Below are 15,820 nucleotides of genomic sequence, written 5' to 3'. Positions count from 1 at the left end.
ATGAACACGTTTGCACTGGCCCTACTGCTACCTCCCCACGGGCGGAGACGGTAGGCGCACGCGCACACTTTTTCCACAAAGGCCCGTATGCACCCGCAACGGGCCTTTTGTTTTGGGCGCCAGAATTTCGACGTTGCGGGCAACCCCACCAGTACCAGGAGAGACCAAATGGCTGACAAACTCATCATTTTTGACACCACCTTGCGCGATGGCGAGCAATCGCCCGGCGCCTCGATGACCAAGGACGAGAAGCTGCGCATTGCCCGCCAGCTCGAACGCCTGAAGGTGGACGTGATCGAAGCCGGTTTTGCTGCCAGCTCCAACGGGGATTTCGAGGCGGTGCAGGCGATAGCCAACGCGATCAAGGATTCGACCATCTGCTCGCTGTCGCGCGCGAATGATCGCGATATCGCGCGCGCCGCCGAGGCCCTGCAGGGCGCGGCCAGTGCACGTATCCACACCTTTATCGCGACGTCTGCGCTGCATATGGAGAAAAAGCTGCGCATGACACCCGAGCAGGTGCTGGAGCAGGCCAAGCAGTCGGTGCGCTTTGCCCGCAACCTGGTGGGGGATATCGAGTTCAGTCCCGAGGATGGTTATCGCAGCGACCCGGATTTCCTGTGCCGCGTGATCGAAGCCGTCATTGCCGAAGGCGCCACCACGATCAATGTGCCTGACACCGTGGGTTATGCCGTGCCCGAGCTGTACGGCAACTTCATCAAGAGCCTGCGCGAACGGGTGCCCAACAGCGACAAGGCCATCTGGTCGGTGCACTGCCACAACGATCTGGGCATGGCGGTGGCCAATTCGTTGGCTGGAGTGAAGATCGGCGGCGCACGCCAGGTGGAGTGCACTATCAATGGTCTGGGCGAGCGCGCAGGCAACTGCTCGCTCGAAGAAGTGGTCATGGCGGTCAAGACGCGCCGCGACTACTACGGGCTGGACGTGGGAATCGACACCAGGCACATCGTGGCGGCCAGTCGCATGGTGAGCCAGACCACGGGCTTTGTGGTGCAGCCCAACAAGGCCGTGGTGGGGGCCAATGCCTTTGCCCACGCCAGCGGTATTCATCAGGACGGTGTTCTGAAGGCCCGTGACACCTATGAAATCATGCGGGCGGAAGATGTAGGCTGGAGCGCCAACAAGATCGTTCTGGGCAAGTTGAGTGGACGCAATGCCTTCAAGCAGCGCTTGCAGGAATTGGGTGTGCAGCTCGAAAGCGAAACCGACGTCAACAACGCCTTCGCCAAGTTCAAAGAGCTGGCCGACCGCAAGAGTGAAATCTTTGACGAAGATATCCTGGCGCTGGTGAGTGATGAAAGCGTGACCAGCGAGAAGGAGCAATTTGGATTTGTTTCGCTCGCGCAGCACAGCGAGACCGGCGAGCGGCCGCAGGCTTCGATTGTGTTCACGGTGGATGGCAAGGAGGTACGCGGGCAATCCGACGGCAATGGCCCGGTGGATGCGTCGCTGAAGGCCATCGAATCGCATGTCCAGAGTGGTGCTGAAATGGTTCTGTACTCGGTGAACGCCATCAGCGGTTCGACCGAGAGCCAGGGGGAGGTCACGGTGCGCTTGCAAAACAGCGGTCGGGTGGTGAACGGTGTGGGAGCTGACCCCGATATCGTGGTTGCGTCAGCCAAAGCCTACCTGAGCGCGTTGAACAAATTGCAAAGCAAATCCGACCGTGTCGCAGCACAGGGCTGAGATGTGAACCTGTAATTCACTCACTTTATTGAAAAGTCGTGCAACGTATTGATCTTGCGCGACTTTTTTCAATTCTGTACACTGCCCACACTTATTACCGTTTGGAGCATTCTGATGCACCATCGCCGCCCCACTGCAGTGAATCGTCTCTTCCAGATTTTTGGCCTGTTTGTTGTCAGCGTTGCGCTGCTATCGCCCTCCGCCCAGGCGAGCGAACGGAAGAAACCCGTCGCCAAGAAGCACCAAGCCCAGACCGTCAGCGCCAAGCGTGCCGCAGCGCCACGCAAGGCTGCCAGCGCGGGCAAGGCGGTGCGTGCCACGGCGCGCACTGCAAAGGCCCCCGTGCGGGTTGCCTATGAGCCGGCCAAGCCGACTTTTGGTCAGATGGCTGGACTTCACCAAGTTGCCGATCCCCTCGATCTCAAGTCCAGTGTGGCATTCGTGATTGATCAGGACACGAACGAGGTTCTGGTCAGCAAGAACGACCATGCGGTGCTTCCCATCGCATCGCTGACCAAGTTGATGACGGGCCTTCTCATCACCCAGGCCGGCTTGCCCATGGACGAGCCCCTGACCATTACCCAGGATGATGTGGATACGGAAAAGGGGAGCCGTTCGCGCCTGAGCGTAGGCACCACCTTGACGCGTGGCGAGATGCTGCATCTGGCGCTGATGTCCAGTGAAAACCGCGCTGCGCACGCACTGGGCCGGACCTATCCGGGCGGACTCGATGCTTTTGTGGCACTGATGAACAGCAAAGCGCGTTCGATTGGCATGATCGACACGAAGTATGTCGAGCCCACCGGGCTGTCTAGCCGCAACCAGTCGAGTGCCCGCGATCTGGCCCGGCTGGTGAACGTGGCCCACGGGGATCCGGTCATGCGGGAGTTTTCCACCTCTCCCGGTTATGAGGTCGCAGTGGGGCAAAGGACACTGCAGTACAACAATACCAATGGACTGGTGAAGAATCCGGAATGGACGATCGGGTTGCAGAAGACGGGGTATATCTCGGAAGCGGGCCGGTGCCTGGTGATGCAGACCCATATTGCTGGGCGCAAGCTCATCATGGTTTTTCTTGACTCGGCAGGCAAGTTCAGCCGGCTGGGAGATGCGCAGCGTGTGCGCCATTGGGTGGAATCCTTGCCCACGCTGGGCGCCAAACTGCAGGCCGCCCGCGCGGGCTGATCTTAAGCCTTATTGCGCAAACCTTCTGCTGCTGGTTCAGGATTCGCGGTTCGTGCGGGTTGTGTCCTGGGTAGAGAGGTAGCCCAGAGCCAGGGAGATCTCATGGGCGGTGGCCTGAAGCTTGGGCAGCCAGCCTTCATCAAGGCGATCGGCCGGGGCCGATATGGACAGGCCGGCCACCAGCTTGCCCTGATCGTCAAAGACGCCTGCCGCCATGCAGCGCACACCAAGTTCCAGCTCTTCATTGTCACGGGCGATGCCGTATTGGCGTGCCTTGGCCAGTTCTCGTTCAAGTGTCTGAAGCTGGGTGATGCTGTTGCGTGTGTGCCCGGCCAGTCCGGTGCGCGTGGCATAGGCGCGCACGCGTTGCGGATCGTCGAGCGCCAGAAACAGCTTGCCAGTGGATGTGAGGTGCAGCGGTGCGCGCCCGCCGATGGCGCGCACCACCTGCATGCCAGATCGCTCGCTATAGGCGCGCTCGACATAAACAATTTCATCGCCCTGGCGCATGCTGAGATTCACCGGCTGCTGAATGAGCTTGTGCAGATTGCGCATCGGGCCAAGTGCCGCGTCGCGCACACTCAGGCGTGCCTTGACGAGATTGCCCAGCTCCAGCAGTCTCATGCCCAGCCGGTAACTGCCTGACTCGGGCCGGTCAACGAACCGGCCAATCGTCAGGTCGTTCAGGATGCGATGGGTCGTCGAAGGATGCAGGCCTGTCTTTTCGCTGATTTCCTTGAGCGAAATTGCTTCTTCGCGTGATGCCAGTACATCCATCAGCGTGAACATGCGTTCCAGCACCTGAACGCTGGGCTTCACGGGGATGCCTGGATCTTTTTTCTTCATGGGGTGGAATATGGGGGAGAGTTTGTAATTTTATCTTGTGAAATTTGATGTGTGCCGTGGGGCACCACCTGCATGCTGATCAGTCGGGCAGATCCACTGGTCGGCCTCCAGAATCTCGTGGGGAATGAACCGGGCTTTGTAGTTCATCTTGGCACTCTGCTGGATCCAGTAGCCCAGGTAGACATGGGGCAAGCCCAGGGAGCGAGCCTGCTCAATCTGCCACATCACGTTGTAGGTGCCGTAGCTGCAATGTGGTTCCGGCGCATAAAAGGTGTACACGGCCGAGAGACCGTCTTCCAGGATATCGAGGATGGACACCATCTTCAGCGGACCCGCCTCGCCCGATGCATCGACTTCGCGAAACTCCACGAGGCGGGTGTTCACCTGGCTTTGCAGCAGAAACTGCGTGTATTGGTCAACGCTGTCGTGGTCCATGCCTCCGCCGGGATGGCGGGCATTCTGATACCGCCGATACAGGTGGTAGTGCTCAGGAACGAAACAAAGCCTCAGCACCCGTGCCTGCAGGTGCCCATGGCGTGCCGCAGCTCTGCGCTGGCTGCGATCGGGCTTGAAATCGTGGGCCTTGATGCGCAGGGGTACGCACGCCTGGCAGCCGTCGCAATAAGGGCGATACGTGAACATGCCGCTGCGCCTGAACCCCTGGGCCACCAAGTTCGAATAGATATCGCCTTGAATCAGATGGCTGGGGGTGGCGACTTGGGAGCGCGCCTGCCGGTCGGGCAGATAACTGCACTGGTAGGGTGCCGTTGCGTAAAACTGGAGCGTTTGCAGCGGTAGGTCGTTGAGTTGCGTCATGCCGTGGGTACCGCCGATTACAGCAGCGCATTCCAGTATACGGGCTCAAAGTGCCATGCCATCGGGGGCTGGGTGGTCTGCTTCTGCACGTGTTGCATGAATTCAGCGCGTGGCATTTCGCGTGCGCCCAGGGATGCCAGATGCGCGGTGTTTTGTTGGCAGTCAATCAGTTCAATGCCGTTGCGCAGACACATGCAAACCAGTGCCGCCAGTGCGATCTTGGAGGCATCGGTAGCGTGGGAAAACATGGATTCGCCAAAGATGGCGCCGCCGATCGCCACACAATATAGGCCCCCTGCCAACTTTCCATCCACCCACGTCTCGACGCTGTGGGCCGTTCCATGCGCATGCAGCGCTTCGTAGGCAACCACCATCTCGGGGACGATCCAGGTGCCGTTCTGACCATCCCGTGGTGTGCTGGAACATGCCCGGATGACCTGGCCAAAGGCCGAGTCGATGCGGATTTCACAGGCTGCGCTGGCGCGAAATCTCTGCAGGGTTTTTCGCAAGGACCGATGCAGCCGGAAATCGGCCACCTTCAGAACCATGCGGGGGTCAGGCGCCCACCAGAGAATGGGCTGGCCTATGCCGAACCAGGGAAAGGTGCCCTGAGCATAGGCAGCGTGCAAATGGGCCACATCAAGGGCTCCTCCCGCTGCCAGCAGGCCCGGAGCGGGGCTGGTCTTTCCCCAGGCGGTGGAGGGGTCGGGCAGAAGGTCCTCTGGCTCCAGCCAGGGCAGTTGAGGGGGCATGTTGCGAGGCTTCAGGGCGGCGTTCGATTGTGTGGCAAAGGACCCGTCATGTGTGATGTGATGGCTGCACATGCATTTTCGCCACCCGCACGGCGCTCAATCGGGGAGGGCATCGGAATGGCCAAATCAGTTGCAGCTGGCGTAGGCACGCAAGAGGGGTGGAGATATCGCGCGCGAGCCGTACCGTCTTTTGCTAGTGCGGTACTGCAAAGCAAAAAGGCCACCCAGAAGGGTAGCCTTTGGCTGCCAGTATTGGCTCCTCGACCTGGGCTCGAACCAGGGACCTACGGATTAACAGTCCGGCGCTCTACCGACTGAGCTATCGAGGAACAAGACTTAAATTATATACATAAAAATGTGCATTTCTGCGTGAATGCCGTGCATCAGGCAGAATTCCGAGCAGGCTCAGGTCTGCGCCACAGCCATGCCAGTACGCAGGCCATGCAAATGCTTGCCAGTGCCACGGCCCAGAGGGGCGCTTGGGTGAACGACGGGATGATGCTGCTCAGCCCCATCATCAAGGTGGCGCTCCACTTGGCTCGGCGGCTCACGCAGCCACCGTTGGCCCAGTTGCGCAACATGGGGCCAAACAGGCGATGATGCCAAAGCCATCGATACAGTGCTGGCGAACAGCGGGCTGCGGCCCAGGCGGCCATGAGGATGAAAACGGTGGTTGGCAGCCCAGGCACAAATACCCCTACCAGACCCAGAATCAGACACAGGACCGCAAAAACCTTCAGCAGCCAGCGCAACGGTAGCGGTAGCTCCGTGGGCGTCCGGGTGTCGGGAGGATCGTCGGTGGGTGAGGCCATTGAATGCAATTGTGCATGGGGGCAATGGCCTTGCGCGCGCGTTATGCTCAACCAACCCATCATGCACGCCTTGAACTGCTGCTGTCATGACCATTCATACCATCTTGAAAATGGGCGATCCACGCTTGTTGCGCATCGCTCAGCCTGTCCTTGAATTTGATACCGATGCGCTGCATCTGTTGGTGCGCGATATGTTCGAAACCATGCGATCCGTCAACGGTGCGGGTTTGGCCGCCCCTCAGATCGGTGTGGATCTGCAGGTCGTGATTTTTGGCTCTGCCAACCCCAATCCCCGTTACCCTGATCGGCCGCTGGTGCCGCCCACGGTGCTTGTCAATCCGGTGATCGACCCGGTGGGCGATGCGGAAGATGAAGACTGGGAGGGGTGCCTGTCGGTGCCAGGATTGCGTGGCAAGGTGCCGCGCTGGTCGCGCATTCGCTATAGCGGGTTTGACCCCTATGGCGACCCGATCAACCGGACGGTAGAAGGGTTTCATGCCCGCGTAGTGCAGCACGAATGCGATCACCTGGTGGGCAAGTTGTATCCCATGCGGGTGCGTGATTTTGCGCAGTTTGGATATACCGAGGTGCTGTTTCCGGAGATGGGCGCGGAGCAGGATGAATAGGTGCCGGAAGGTGGGGCGTTGTTTGCGGTTCATGACGGTTTCACCTCACTGCTGACCATCCTGATGGGGGTGGCCTTGCAGGTTGATGCCCTGCCTGACGGCGATGGATCGTGTGCTGTCGCACATTCGTTCGCACGTTGTCACATTTGTTGCGCTGCTAAAGGCTTTGTCCTACAGGTTCGGGGTTTTGGGGCACTTATTCTCTTGATGTGAAAAATTCACATCCACGTGCGCTGTTCTGGCAGCGCGCTAACCCGAGAGGTCCAACATGAAATTGCTCCAAAATCTGAAATTCGCTGCGGGTGCCGTCCTGCTTGCCGGCTTGGCTGCCTGCGGGGGCGGTGGCGGTGACAACACCGCCGGTAGCGGCACGCTGCGCCTGGCGTTGACCGATGCACCTAGCTGTGGCTATGACACCGTGAACGTGACGGTCTCGAAAATTCGTGTTCACCAGAGCAGCAGCGCCGGTGATGCTGATGCCGGCTGGTCCGAGATCGTGCTGAACCCCGCCCGTCGGGTGGATCTGCTCAGTCTCACCAATGGCGTGCTGATGGAACTGGGGCAGATTCCCCTGCCTGCGGGCAAGTACACCCAGATGCGCCTGGTGCTGGCTGACAACAGCACCACCCAACCGCTGGCCAATTCGGTGATGCCCACCGGGGGCACTGAAGTGGCGCTCAAGACCCCCAGCGGCCAGCAGTCGGGTGTCAAGACCAACATCAATATCGATATCGCCGCGAACAAGATGGCCGATTTCGTGCTGGACTTCGATGCCTGCAAGTCGGTGGTTCGGGCCGGCGGTTCGGGCCAGTACCTGCTCAAGCCGGTGGTGACGGTCATTCCGCGCTATGTGTCGGGTGTGCAGGGGTATGTCGACCCGGCACTGGGCGCTGGCACTACGCGGGTGTCGCTGCAACTCCCCAACGGCACCATCGTGAAGGCGACCGTGCCTGACAGCACCGGCAAGTTCCTGCTGCAACCGGTGGCCCCGGGCAACTACACCCTGGTCATGGCGGCTTCCGGCCGTACCTCCGCCGTGGTGACGGGTGTGCCTGTGGTGGCGGAAACCGTGACCCCGGTGGCCAGTGCGGCATCGCCCATCGCCCTGGCTGCATCGGCCAGCGCCAGCGCAACCGGTACTGCACCGGCGGATACCCTGGTGCGCGCCCTGCAGTCGCTGACGGGTATCGCCGTGGAAATCGACGGGCAGTATGTGGACAGCGTCACAGGTGCGTATGCCTTCTCGCTGCCGGTCAATGCACCGCTCGTTGCCGCTTATGCCGCAGCGCCCACGCCGTTGGCATTTACGGCCAACACGCAGGCGGCCGCCCGGTATACCCTGCGCGCCAGCCTGCCTGGCTTTGCCGACAAGGACGTCGTGCTGCCCGCACTCGCCGCCGGAAGCAGTGTCGCCACCAACTTCACCTTCCCGTGAGGGGCAGGGCGCCCGGGGCATAAGGCATTTCACGCCGAAATGAAACCTGGCGCCTGCCAGTCAAGCGTTGTTGGCTATTGAGCTGCTAGCAATGCAATCATTGGGGCCGCCGTGTGCGGCCCCTTTTCGTTGAGGGGGCTGCGCGGTAGCCTGCGCTGGCAAGACTTCGACAGTTCCGAACGGGAGACGCAAGATGAGGCCACTGGCAGGCGAATGTTGTCGGGGGGGCTTTCTCGATGTCCGGAGACTTTCCGTAAGAGTCGTCTTGCATCGAGCGCAAAAATAAAAACCCCGCTACCTTTTCGATAGCGGGGTTTTTTACTGACTTGGTGCCGGAGAGATGAATCGAACACCCGACCTTCTCATTACGAATGAGCTGCTCTACCGACTGAGCTACACCGGCGTAAGCCTGCGATTATAGCGTGGAATGGTAGCTTGTCACCCGCTCGACTTCATTTTTTGAACCCAGAATCACACTGACTCGTTCGTGCAACTGGGTGGGCTGGATGTCGAGGATGCGTTGTTTGCCGTTGGTCGCGGCGCCGCCGGCCTGCTCGATGAGCCAGCCCATGGGGTTGGCCTCGTACATCAGGCGCAGCTTGCCGGGCTTGTTGGGTTCGCGCTTGTCCCAGGGGTACATGAAGATGCCGCCGCGGGTCATGATGCGGTGTACGTCGGCCACCATGCTGGCGATCCAGCGCATGTTGAAGTCCTTGCCGCGCGGGCCTTCCTTGCCCTGCAGGCATTCGTCGATGTAGCGCTTGACCGGTTCGTCCCAGTGGCGCATGTTGCTCATGTTGATGGCGAATTCCTTCGTGTCTTCAGGAATACGCACATTCTCTTGCGTCAGCACGAACGAGCCCTGCTCGCGGTCGAGCGTGAACATGGCCACGCCGTCGCCCACGGTGAGCACCAGCGTGGTTTGCGGGCCATAGACGCAATAGCCGGCGGCCACCTGCTGGCTGCCCTTTTGCAGGAAATCGCCTTCGTCCACGCCGCGGTCATCCTCGGGCATCTTGAGCACGCTGAAGATGGTGCCGATGCTCACGTTGACGTCAATGTTGCTGGAGCCGTCGAGGGGGTCGAACAGCAGCAGGTATTCGCCCTTGGGATAGCGGTTGGGCACTACGTAGATGCCGTCCATTTCTTCGCTGGCCATGCCGGCGAGGTGGCCACCCCATTCGTTGGCCTCGATCAGCACCTCGTTGGCGATGATGTCGAGCTTTTTCTGCACTTCACCCTGCACGTTCTCACTGCCGGCACTGCCGAGCACGCCCCCGAGGGCGCCCTTGTTGACGGCGTGGCTGATGCTCTTGCAGGCGCGTGCCACCACTTCGAGCAGCAGGCGCAACTGGCCGGGAATGAGGCCGTCCACGCGTTGTTGTTCGACGAGGTAGCGGGTCAGGCTGACTTTGTTTGCCATGGATATCTCCTTAATCGGCCAGTGCGCGGGTGACGACCTCGCGCACATCGTTGCTCAGGTCGGGGCGTGAGGCCACGCGGGCGATGGCCTCGCGGGCGCCACTGCGCCAGGGTTCGGCCAGTTTCTTCCAGCGGTCCAGGGCGCGGGCCAGGCGGGCGGCTACCTGTGGGTTGAGGGCGTCGAGCTCGATCACGCGGTCGCTCCAGAACACGTAGCCTGCTGCGTCCGCACGGTGAAACGCGCCCGGGTTGGCGCTGCAGTAGCTGAAGATCACGCTGCGCGCGCGGTTGGGGTTCTTGAGGCTGAAGTCCGGGTGTTGCAGGAGCTGGCGCACGGTGGGTAGCACGTTGCCAGCGCGGTCGGGCGCGCCCGCCTGCAGGGCAAACCACTTGTCGATGACCAGCGGCTCGTCCTTGAACAGCGTGTGAAAGCGCGCCAGGGCGGGGGCGGCCAGCTCGCTGCCGCTGGCCACCAGCGCGGTCAGGGCGTTGAAGCGGTCGGTCATGTTGGCTGCCACCTTGAAGCGCTGATACGCCTTGCCGGGCCAGACCCCATCGCCCGTACGCTGGGCCGCGATGCACAGCATGTGCAGCGCCAGACCGCTGAGCGCGCGGCGGCCGGACGAAACCGGGTCGGGGCGGTAGCCGCCGGTGTCCTGGTGCTGCTCCCAGGCCCAGGCCCAGTCGGGCTGCAGCGACAGGGCCAGCTGCTCGCGCATGGCTTCGCGCACGGCGTGGATGCGCTGGGGATCGACCACGTCGAGCTGCTCGGCGATGTAGGTCTCGGACGGCAGCGTAAGGACCAGTTCCTTGAAGGCCGCGTCCAGGGCCGGATTGCGCAGCACGGAGCGCATGGCCTCGACAAACTCTGGCGAGAGAATATTGCGGTCGAAACGGCCGTGGGCACCCGTCTGCTGTTCGCTATCAGCTATTGCATGGATAGCGGTGCGCAGTGCCAGGCGCTGGCCTGCCTCCCAGCGGTTGAACGCGTCAGCGTCATGGGCCAGCAGCGTGAGCAACTGGGCATCGGTGTACTCGATGTCCAGTACCACGGGGGCGCTGAAACCGCGCAGCACCGAAGGCACGGGCTCGGCATCCAGGTTCGTGAAGGTCAACGTCTGCGAGGCTTCGGTCAGCACCACCACGCGGGAGGTGGTGACCGCACCGGCTTCGTTCGCCAGTTGCAAGGGCAGGGCGGCGCCTGTGGCCGCGTCGATCAGGCCCAGCTCCACCGGGATGACGAAAGGCTGCTTCTCACTTTGGCCGGGCGTGGGCGCGCAGCTCTGCGACAGCGTGAGCGCATAGCTGCGCGTGGCGGCGTCGTAGTGGCCGGTGGCGCGCACGCGGGGCGTGCCGGCCTGGCTGTACCAGCGCTTGAACTGCGGCAGGTGCTGCGCCAGCGGGCTGAGCGGGTTGGCATCGGCAATCGCCTGCACGAAGTCGTCGCAGGTCACGGCCTGGCCATCGTGGCGCTCGAAGTACAGCTTCATGCCCTTGGCAAAACCTTCGCGGCCCACCAAGTTGTGCTGCATGCGCACTACCTCGGCACCCTTTTCGTAGATGGTGACGGTGTAGAAGTTGTTGATCTCGATGTAGCTGTCAGGCCGCACGGGGTGGGCCATGGGGCCTGCGTCCTCGGGGAACTGCGCCGTGCGCAGCACGCGCACGTCCTCGATGCGCTTGACGGCGCGGGCCGAGGGGCTGCCCGCCAGGTCCTGGCTGAACTCCTGGTCGCGGAAGACCGTGAGGCCTTCCTTCAGCGACAGCTGGAACCAGTCGCGGCAGGTGACGCGGTTGCCCGTCCAGTTGTGGAAATACTCGTGGCCCACCACGCTTTCGATGTTGGCGAAATCGGTATCGGTGGCGGTGGCCTCACTGGCCAGAACATACTTGGTGTTGAAGATGTTCAGGCCCTTGTTTTCCATGGCGCCCATGTTGAAGTCGCTGGTGGCGACGATCATGAAGCGCTCCAGATCCAGCGGCAGGCCGAAGCGGGCTTCGTCCCAGGTCACGCTGTGCATCAGCGCGTTCATGGCGTGCTCGGTCTTGCCCAGGTCGCCGGGGCGCACATACACCTGCAGCAGGTGGTCGTTGCCCGAGCGGCTCTTGATCTTCTGCTCGCGTGCCACCAGCTTGCCGGCCACCAGGGCGAACAGGTAGCAGGGCTTCTTGTGCGGATCGACCCACTTGGCGAAGTGGCGGCCGTCTTCGAGCGCGCCGCTGTCCACCAGGTTGCCGTTGGAGAGCAGCACCGGGTACTGGGCCTTGTCGGCGCGCAGCGTGACGGCGTAGCTGGCCATCACGTCCGGCCGGTCGAGGAAGTAGGTGATGCGGCGAAAACCCTCGGCCTCGCACTGCGTGAAGAACGTGCCCTGGCTCACATACAGGCCCATGAGCTGTGTGTTCTTGGCCGGGGCGCAGGTGGTGAAGATTTCCAGGTCGAAGGGCTCGGCGCCTTCGGGCAGGTTCTCCAGCACCAGCTGGTTGCCGTCCATCTTGAACGAGGTGCCGCCGCCGTTGACCATGACGCGCGCCAGGTTCAGCGCTTCGCCGTCCAGGCGCAGCGGCTGTGCCGCCACGTCGGGGTTGCGGCGCAGGCGCATCTTGTTGAGCACGCGGGTCTTGGCGGGGTCCAGGTCGAACGTCAGGTCGACGGTGTCGATCCACCAGGCCGGGGCCTGGTAGTCGGCGCGGTGGATGGCGGGCGCCTGGCCCTGGCCGTCACGCAGTTGCAACATGGTTTTCCTTAAACGCCCTGCTTGAGGGAGGCTTCGATGAATGCGTCGAGATCGCCGTCCAGCACCTTCTGGGTGGCCGAAATTTCGACGCCGGTGCGCAGGTCCTTGATGCGGCTGTTGTCCAGCACGTAGCTGCGGATCTGGTGACCCCAGCCCACATCGGTCTTGGTGTCTTCGAGCTTTTGCTGCTCTTCCTGGCGCTTGCGCATCTCGTGGTCATACAGCCGGCTGCGCAGGCGCTGCCAGGCGATGTCGCGGTTGCCGTGCTGGCTGCGGCCGTCCTGGCATTGCACCACGATGCCCGTGGGGATGTGGGTCAGGCGCACGGCCGAGTCGGTCTTGTTGATGTGCTGGCCGCCCGCGCCGGAGGCACGGTAGGTGTCGGTGCGCACGTCGGCCGGGTTGATGTCGATCTGGATCGAGTCATCGATCTCGGGATAGACGAACAGGCTGGCAAAGCTGGTGTGGCGGCCGCCCGAGCTGTCGAACGGGCTCTTGCGCACCAGGCGGTGCACGCCGGTTTCGGTGCGCAGCAGGCCATAGGCGTATTCGCCCTCGACCTTGATCGTGGCGCTCTTGATGCCGGCCACGTCGCCAGGGGTTTCTTCTTCGACCGTGGTCTTGAAACCCTTGCGCTCGGCATACTTGAGGTACTGGCGCAGCAGCATGCTGGCCCAGTCGCAGGCCTCGGTGCCGCCGGCGCCGGCCTGGATGTCCACAAAGCAGTTGAGCGGATCGGCCTCGTTGCTGAACATGCGGCGGAATTCGAGCTGCTCGATCTCGGGCTGGAGCTTGGCGGTTTCGGCCTCGATGGTCATCAGGCCGGCCTCGTCGCCTTCTTCCTTGCTCATCTCGTACAGCTCGGCGTTGTCGGCCAGCTCACGCGTGAGCTTGTCGAGCGTGAGCACCACGCCGTCGAGCGATTTCTTTTCCTTGCCCAGCTCCTGGGCCTTCTTGGGATCGTTCCAGACCGTGGGGTCTTCCAGCGATGCGTTTACCGTGCGCAGGCGTTCGAATTTGGCATCGAAGTCAAAGATACCTCCGTAACTCTTGCGTGCGCACGGCCAGGTCGGAGAGGGTGTTGCCGATGAGGTTGATACGTTCTGCGTCCATGGTCTTGTCCTGGGTGTCTTGTGGAATAACCCGCGATTTTCTCATGGGACGCGATCTCTGGCGCCCAATGCCCCCCGACCGGCCCGGCGCCTGCCGCTGCCACCCGAATGCCACCCCGAAAATTTCAGAATGGACAGCTGCTTGCGGTGGATGCATCAGCGCTTGCAAGCATTCTCTTTATGCGTCACCCACGAACTGCTCGATCAGCGCCGCCACGGCCTGGGGCTGGTCGTGGTGCAGCATGTGGCCGGCGTCCGGCACCACGGCAATGCGGCAGTCGCGCACATGGGTCAGGCGCTGGTGGTATTCGTCCAGGCTGTATCGGCCCTTCCACCACTGGCCCAGGCTGTCGTCTGCCGCTTCCACGGCCAGCGTGGGCGCGCTGATGGCTTCGTACAGCGCCAGCACTTCGTCCAGGCGAAACAGTTGCGCGTTGATGATTTTGTGCGCTGCGTCGCCCAGGATTTCCCACTGGCCCAGGGCGTTGGGGCGGGCCCAGTGCCGCGCCAGCCAGTCGGCCTTGTCCTGCGACAGGCGCGGGTTGGTCTTCATGAGGCGCTGCGCCACGCCGGCCGCGCTGTCGTAGGTGTTCAGTGCCATCTCGCCGCGCCGCAGGGCCTTGAGTTCGTCCATCCACTGCGCATAGCGCCCGGGCGCCTTGGCGGGTTTGTTCGCGGGCATGCCGAAGCCTTCGAGGTTGACCAGGCGGCGGATGCGCGCGGGCCGGACTCCGGCATAGAACATGGCGACGTTGCCGCCCATGCTGTGGCCCACCAGGTCCACCGGGGTGCCGGGTGCGTAGTGGTCGAGCAACTGGTCCAGGTCGGCCAGGTAGTCGGGGAAGAAGTAGTGGTCGGTGGGCACGGGCGGCGCCGTGAGGCCAAAGCCCCGCCAGTCGGGCGCGATGATGCGGCGGCTGCGCAGGAAGTCTTCGCCGAAGGCATCGACGACGAACTGGTAGGACGCGGCCACGTCCATCCAGCCATGCACCAGCACCAGCGGCGGCAGGGCCGCGGTCTCGGGCCCCCACAGGCGCACGTGGTAGTTCAGCTGGCGGATGGCAACGAATTCGCTGCGCGAGGTCTGGCGGGTGACATACATGGCGACGATGTTACCCAGCGGCCGCGGAGCCCATGTCAATCGCGGGACAGCGGGCCCTGCTGCCTGGCGATGAAGCCATCAATGCGCCGGGGCTGTTGCGAACATGCCGGCCAGGCGCTGGCTGACGATGTGTTCCGCCTCGTTCATGATGCGGTCCATCAGCTCCCGTACCGTGGGAATGTCGTGGATCAGGCCCGCGACCATGCCGCAGGACCATGCGCCGGCGTCCAGCTCGCCGTTCTGCATCACCTTGGGATAGACGCCGCCCACTTCGGACACGATGTCGGCAAACGTGATGGCTGCGCCCAGCTGGCGCTCCTTTTCCAGCAGCCGCTCGACCGCTTTGTTGACCAGGACCCGCTCCGTGTTGCGCAGCGGCCGCATCACCAGGCGGGTGTCCAGCTCCGTCGCGGCCAGAATGGCCTGTTTGACGTTCTCATGAACCGTGGCCTCCTGGGTGGCGATGAAGCGTGTGCCCATGTTGATGCCGTCTGCGCCAAGGGCCAGCGCAGCCACCAGTGACCGCGCGTCTGCCATGCCTCCCGACGCGATGAAGGGCACCTTGAGCGCCTCGGCCGCGCGGGGCAGCAAAATGAAATTGGGCACATCGTCCTCGCCCGGATGGCCGCCGCACTCGAAGCCGTCCACACTGACGGCATCGCAGCCTATGTTCTGTGCCTTCAATGCGTGTCGCACGGCGGTGCACTTGTGGATGACCTTGATGCCTGCGTCCTTCAGCAGGGGCATCCACTGCTGCGGGTTGTTCCCGGCCGTTTCGACGATTTTCACTCCGCCATCGATGATGGCGCGGATGTAGCCGGCATAGTCGGGCGGCGTGCGCACGGGCAGGAAGGTCAGGTTGACGCCGAACGGCTTGTCCGTCATCGACCGGCACCGCGCGATCTCGGCCGCGAGCGCGGCGGGCGTGGGCTGGGTCAGCGCGGTGATGATGCCCAGTCCGCCGGCATTGGACACGGCGGACGCCAATTCGGCGAGGCCGACGAAATGCATGCCCCCCTGGATGATGGGGCGTTCAATACCCAAAAGCTCGGTGATACGGGTGCGCATGCGGGTCTCCTGGAGGAATGTGGTGGAAAGGGCGGTGTGGCGCGGCTGGTCCGGAAACTCCGATTGTCGCGTCGAATGGCGCCGAGGGAATGCCTTGACGGGTATTCAAAAACTGCAATGCAGAACATCGAGCGATAAAACCCCCTGGCGACTTCATATTCGTTCTGCCTGGTGGCATGATCTGTGCCCACAGGGGGAC

The 15,820-nt window shown here is 62.5% G+C and carries 13 protein-coding genes and 2 tRNA genes; 4 read left to right on the top strand and 11 right to left on the bottom strand.

All coding sequences use genetic code 11. The features are described from left to right. Nucleotides 1–168: 168 nt before the first annotated feature. Together AC1RDS_RS06380 and AC1RDS_RS06375 are read left to right on the top strand one after the other, a co-directional pair. Nucleotides 169–1,707 (top strand): 2-isopropylmalate synthase, encoded by a 1,539-nt coding sequence (locus tag AC1RDS_RS06380; RefSeq protein ID WP_092696542.1) that lies wholly within the window; start codon nucleotides 169–171, stop codon nucleotides 1,705–1,707. Nucleotides 1,708–1,821: 114 nt separating this feature from the next. Then, nucleotides 1,822–2,892, top strand: a complete 1,071-nt coding sequence (locus tag AC1RDS_RS06375) for a serine hydrolase (protein ID WP_348683404.1) — start codon at nucleotides 1,822–1,824, stop codon at nucleotides 2,890–2,892. Between the two features lie 36 nt (nucleotides 2,893–2,928). On the opposite strand, the gene AC1RDS_RS06370 is transcribed toward AC1RDS_RS06375, so the two are convergent. The 5 genes from AC1RDS_RS06370 to AC1RDS_RS06350 form a co-directional block, all read right to left on the bottom strand. Beyond that, the gene (locus AC1RDS_RS06370; protein WP_348683402.1) at nucleotides 2,929–3,738 is read right to left on the bottom strand and encodes an IclR family transcriptional regulator; all 810 of its coding nucleotides are present in this window, start codon (nucleotides 3,736–3,738) and stop codon (nucleotides 2,929–2,931) included. A 30-nt stretch (nucleotides 3,739–3,768) separates the two neighbouring features. Then, nucleotides 3,769–4,554, bottom strand: a complete 786-nt coding sequence (locus AC1RDS_RS06365; protein WP_348683400.1) for an arginyltransferase — start codon at nucleotides 4,552–4,554, stop codon at nucleotides 3,769–3,771. Between the two features lie 17 nt (nucleotides 4,555–4,571). After that, nucleotides 4,572–5,306 carry a leucyl/phenylalanyl-tRNA--protein transferase gene (gene aat, locus AC1RDS_RS06360; RefSeq protein WP_092696726.1) on the bottom strand — a complete coding sequence of 245 codons (735 nt, stop codon included), beginning with the start codon at nucleotides 5,304–5,306 and terminating at the stop codon, nucleotides 4,572–4,574. A gap of 253 nt (nucleotides 5,307–5,559) precedes the next feature. Beyond that, nucleotides 5,560–5,635: transfer RNA gene (locus AC1RDS_RS06355), tRNA-Asn, on the bottom strand. Between the two features lie 54 nt (nucleotides 5,636–5,689). Beyond that, entirely contained in the window at nucleotides 5,690–6,118 is a 429-nt protein-coding gene (locus AC1RDS_RS06350) for a YbaN family protein (protein ID WP_348683398.1), read from the bottom strand. An 86-nt stretch (nucleotides 6,119–6,204) separates the two neighbouring features. On the opposite strand from AC1RDS_RS06350, the gene def reads away from it, so the two are divergent. Both def and AC1RDS_RS06340 read left to right on the top strand, forming a co-directional pair. Next, nucleotides 6,205–6,744 (top strand): peptide deformylase, encoded by a 540-nt coding sequence (gene def / locus AC1RDS_RS06345; protein WP_092696547.1) that lies wholly within the window; start codon nucleotides 6,205–6,207, stop codon nucleotides 6,742–6,744. A 268-nt stretch (nucleotides 6,745–7,012) separates the two neighbouring features. Beyond that, on the top strand, nucleotides 7,013–8,179 hold the full coding sequence (locus AC1RDS_RS06340; RefSeq protein ID WP_348683396.1) for a DUF4382 domain-containing protein: 1,167 nt from the start codon (nucleotides 7,013–7,015) through the stop codon (nucleotides 8,177–8,179). A gap of 327 nt (nucleotides 8,180–8,506) precedes the next feature. On the opposite strand, the gene AC1RDS_RS06335 is transcribed toward AC1RDS_RS06340, so the two are convergent. From AC1RDS_RS06335 to AC1RDS_RS06310, 6 genes are all read right to left on the bottom strand, one after another. Next, nucleotides 8,507–8,582: transfer RNA gene (locus AC1RDS_RS06335), tRNA-Thr, on the bottom strand. A gap of 12 nt (nucleotides 8,583–8,594) precedes the next feature. Next, nucleotides 8,595–9,602 (bottom strand): class 1 fructose-bisphosphatase, encoded by a 1,008-nt coding sequence (locus AC1RDS_RS06330; protein WP_026437633.1) that lies wholly within the window; start codon nucleotides 9,600–9,602, stop codon nucleotides 8,595–8,597. A gap of 10 nt (nucleotides 9,603–9,612) precedes the next feature. After that, a complete protein-coding gene (gene pepN / locus AC1RDS_RS06325) occupies nucleotides 9,613–12,339 on the bottom strand; it encodes an aminopeptidase N (RefSeq protein WP_348683394.1) in 2,727 nt (908 codons plus the stop codon). Nucleotides 12,340–12,347: 8 nt separating this feature from the next. After that, a protein-coding gene (gene prfB / locus AC1RDS_RS06320; RefSeq protein WP_099049582.1) for a peptide chain release factor 2 occupies nucleotides 12,348–13,452 on the bottom strand; the annotation gives its coding sequence in 2 pieces (ribosomal slippage) (nucleotides 12,348–13,370 and nucleotides 13,372–13,452; 1,104 coding nt in all). Nucleotides 13,453–13,629: 177 nt separating this feature from the next. Continuing rightward, nucleotides 13,630–14,553 (bottom strand): alpha/beta fold hydrolase, encoded by a 924-nt coding sequence (locus tag AC1RDS_RS06315; protein ID WP_348683392.1) that lies wholly within the window; start codon nucleotides 14,551–14,553, stop codon nucleotides 13,630–13,632. 78 nt (nucleotides 14,554–14,631) lie between these two features. Further along, a complete protein-coding gene (locus tag AC1RDS_RS06310) occupies nucleotides 14,632–15,621 on the bottom strand; it encodes an NAD(P)H-dependent flavin oxidoreductase (RefSeq protein WP_092696559.1) in 990 nt (329 codons plus the stop codon). Nucleotides 15,622–15,820: the final 199 nt, after the last annotated feature.

It is taken from the genome of Acidovorax sp. GW823-FHT02H02 (assembly GCF_058797075.1).
This window is presented reverse-complemented; position numbering and strand designations above follow the sequence as displayed.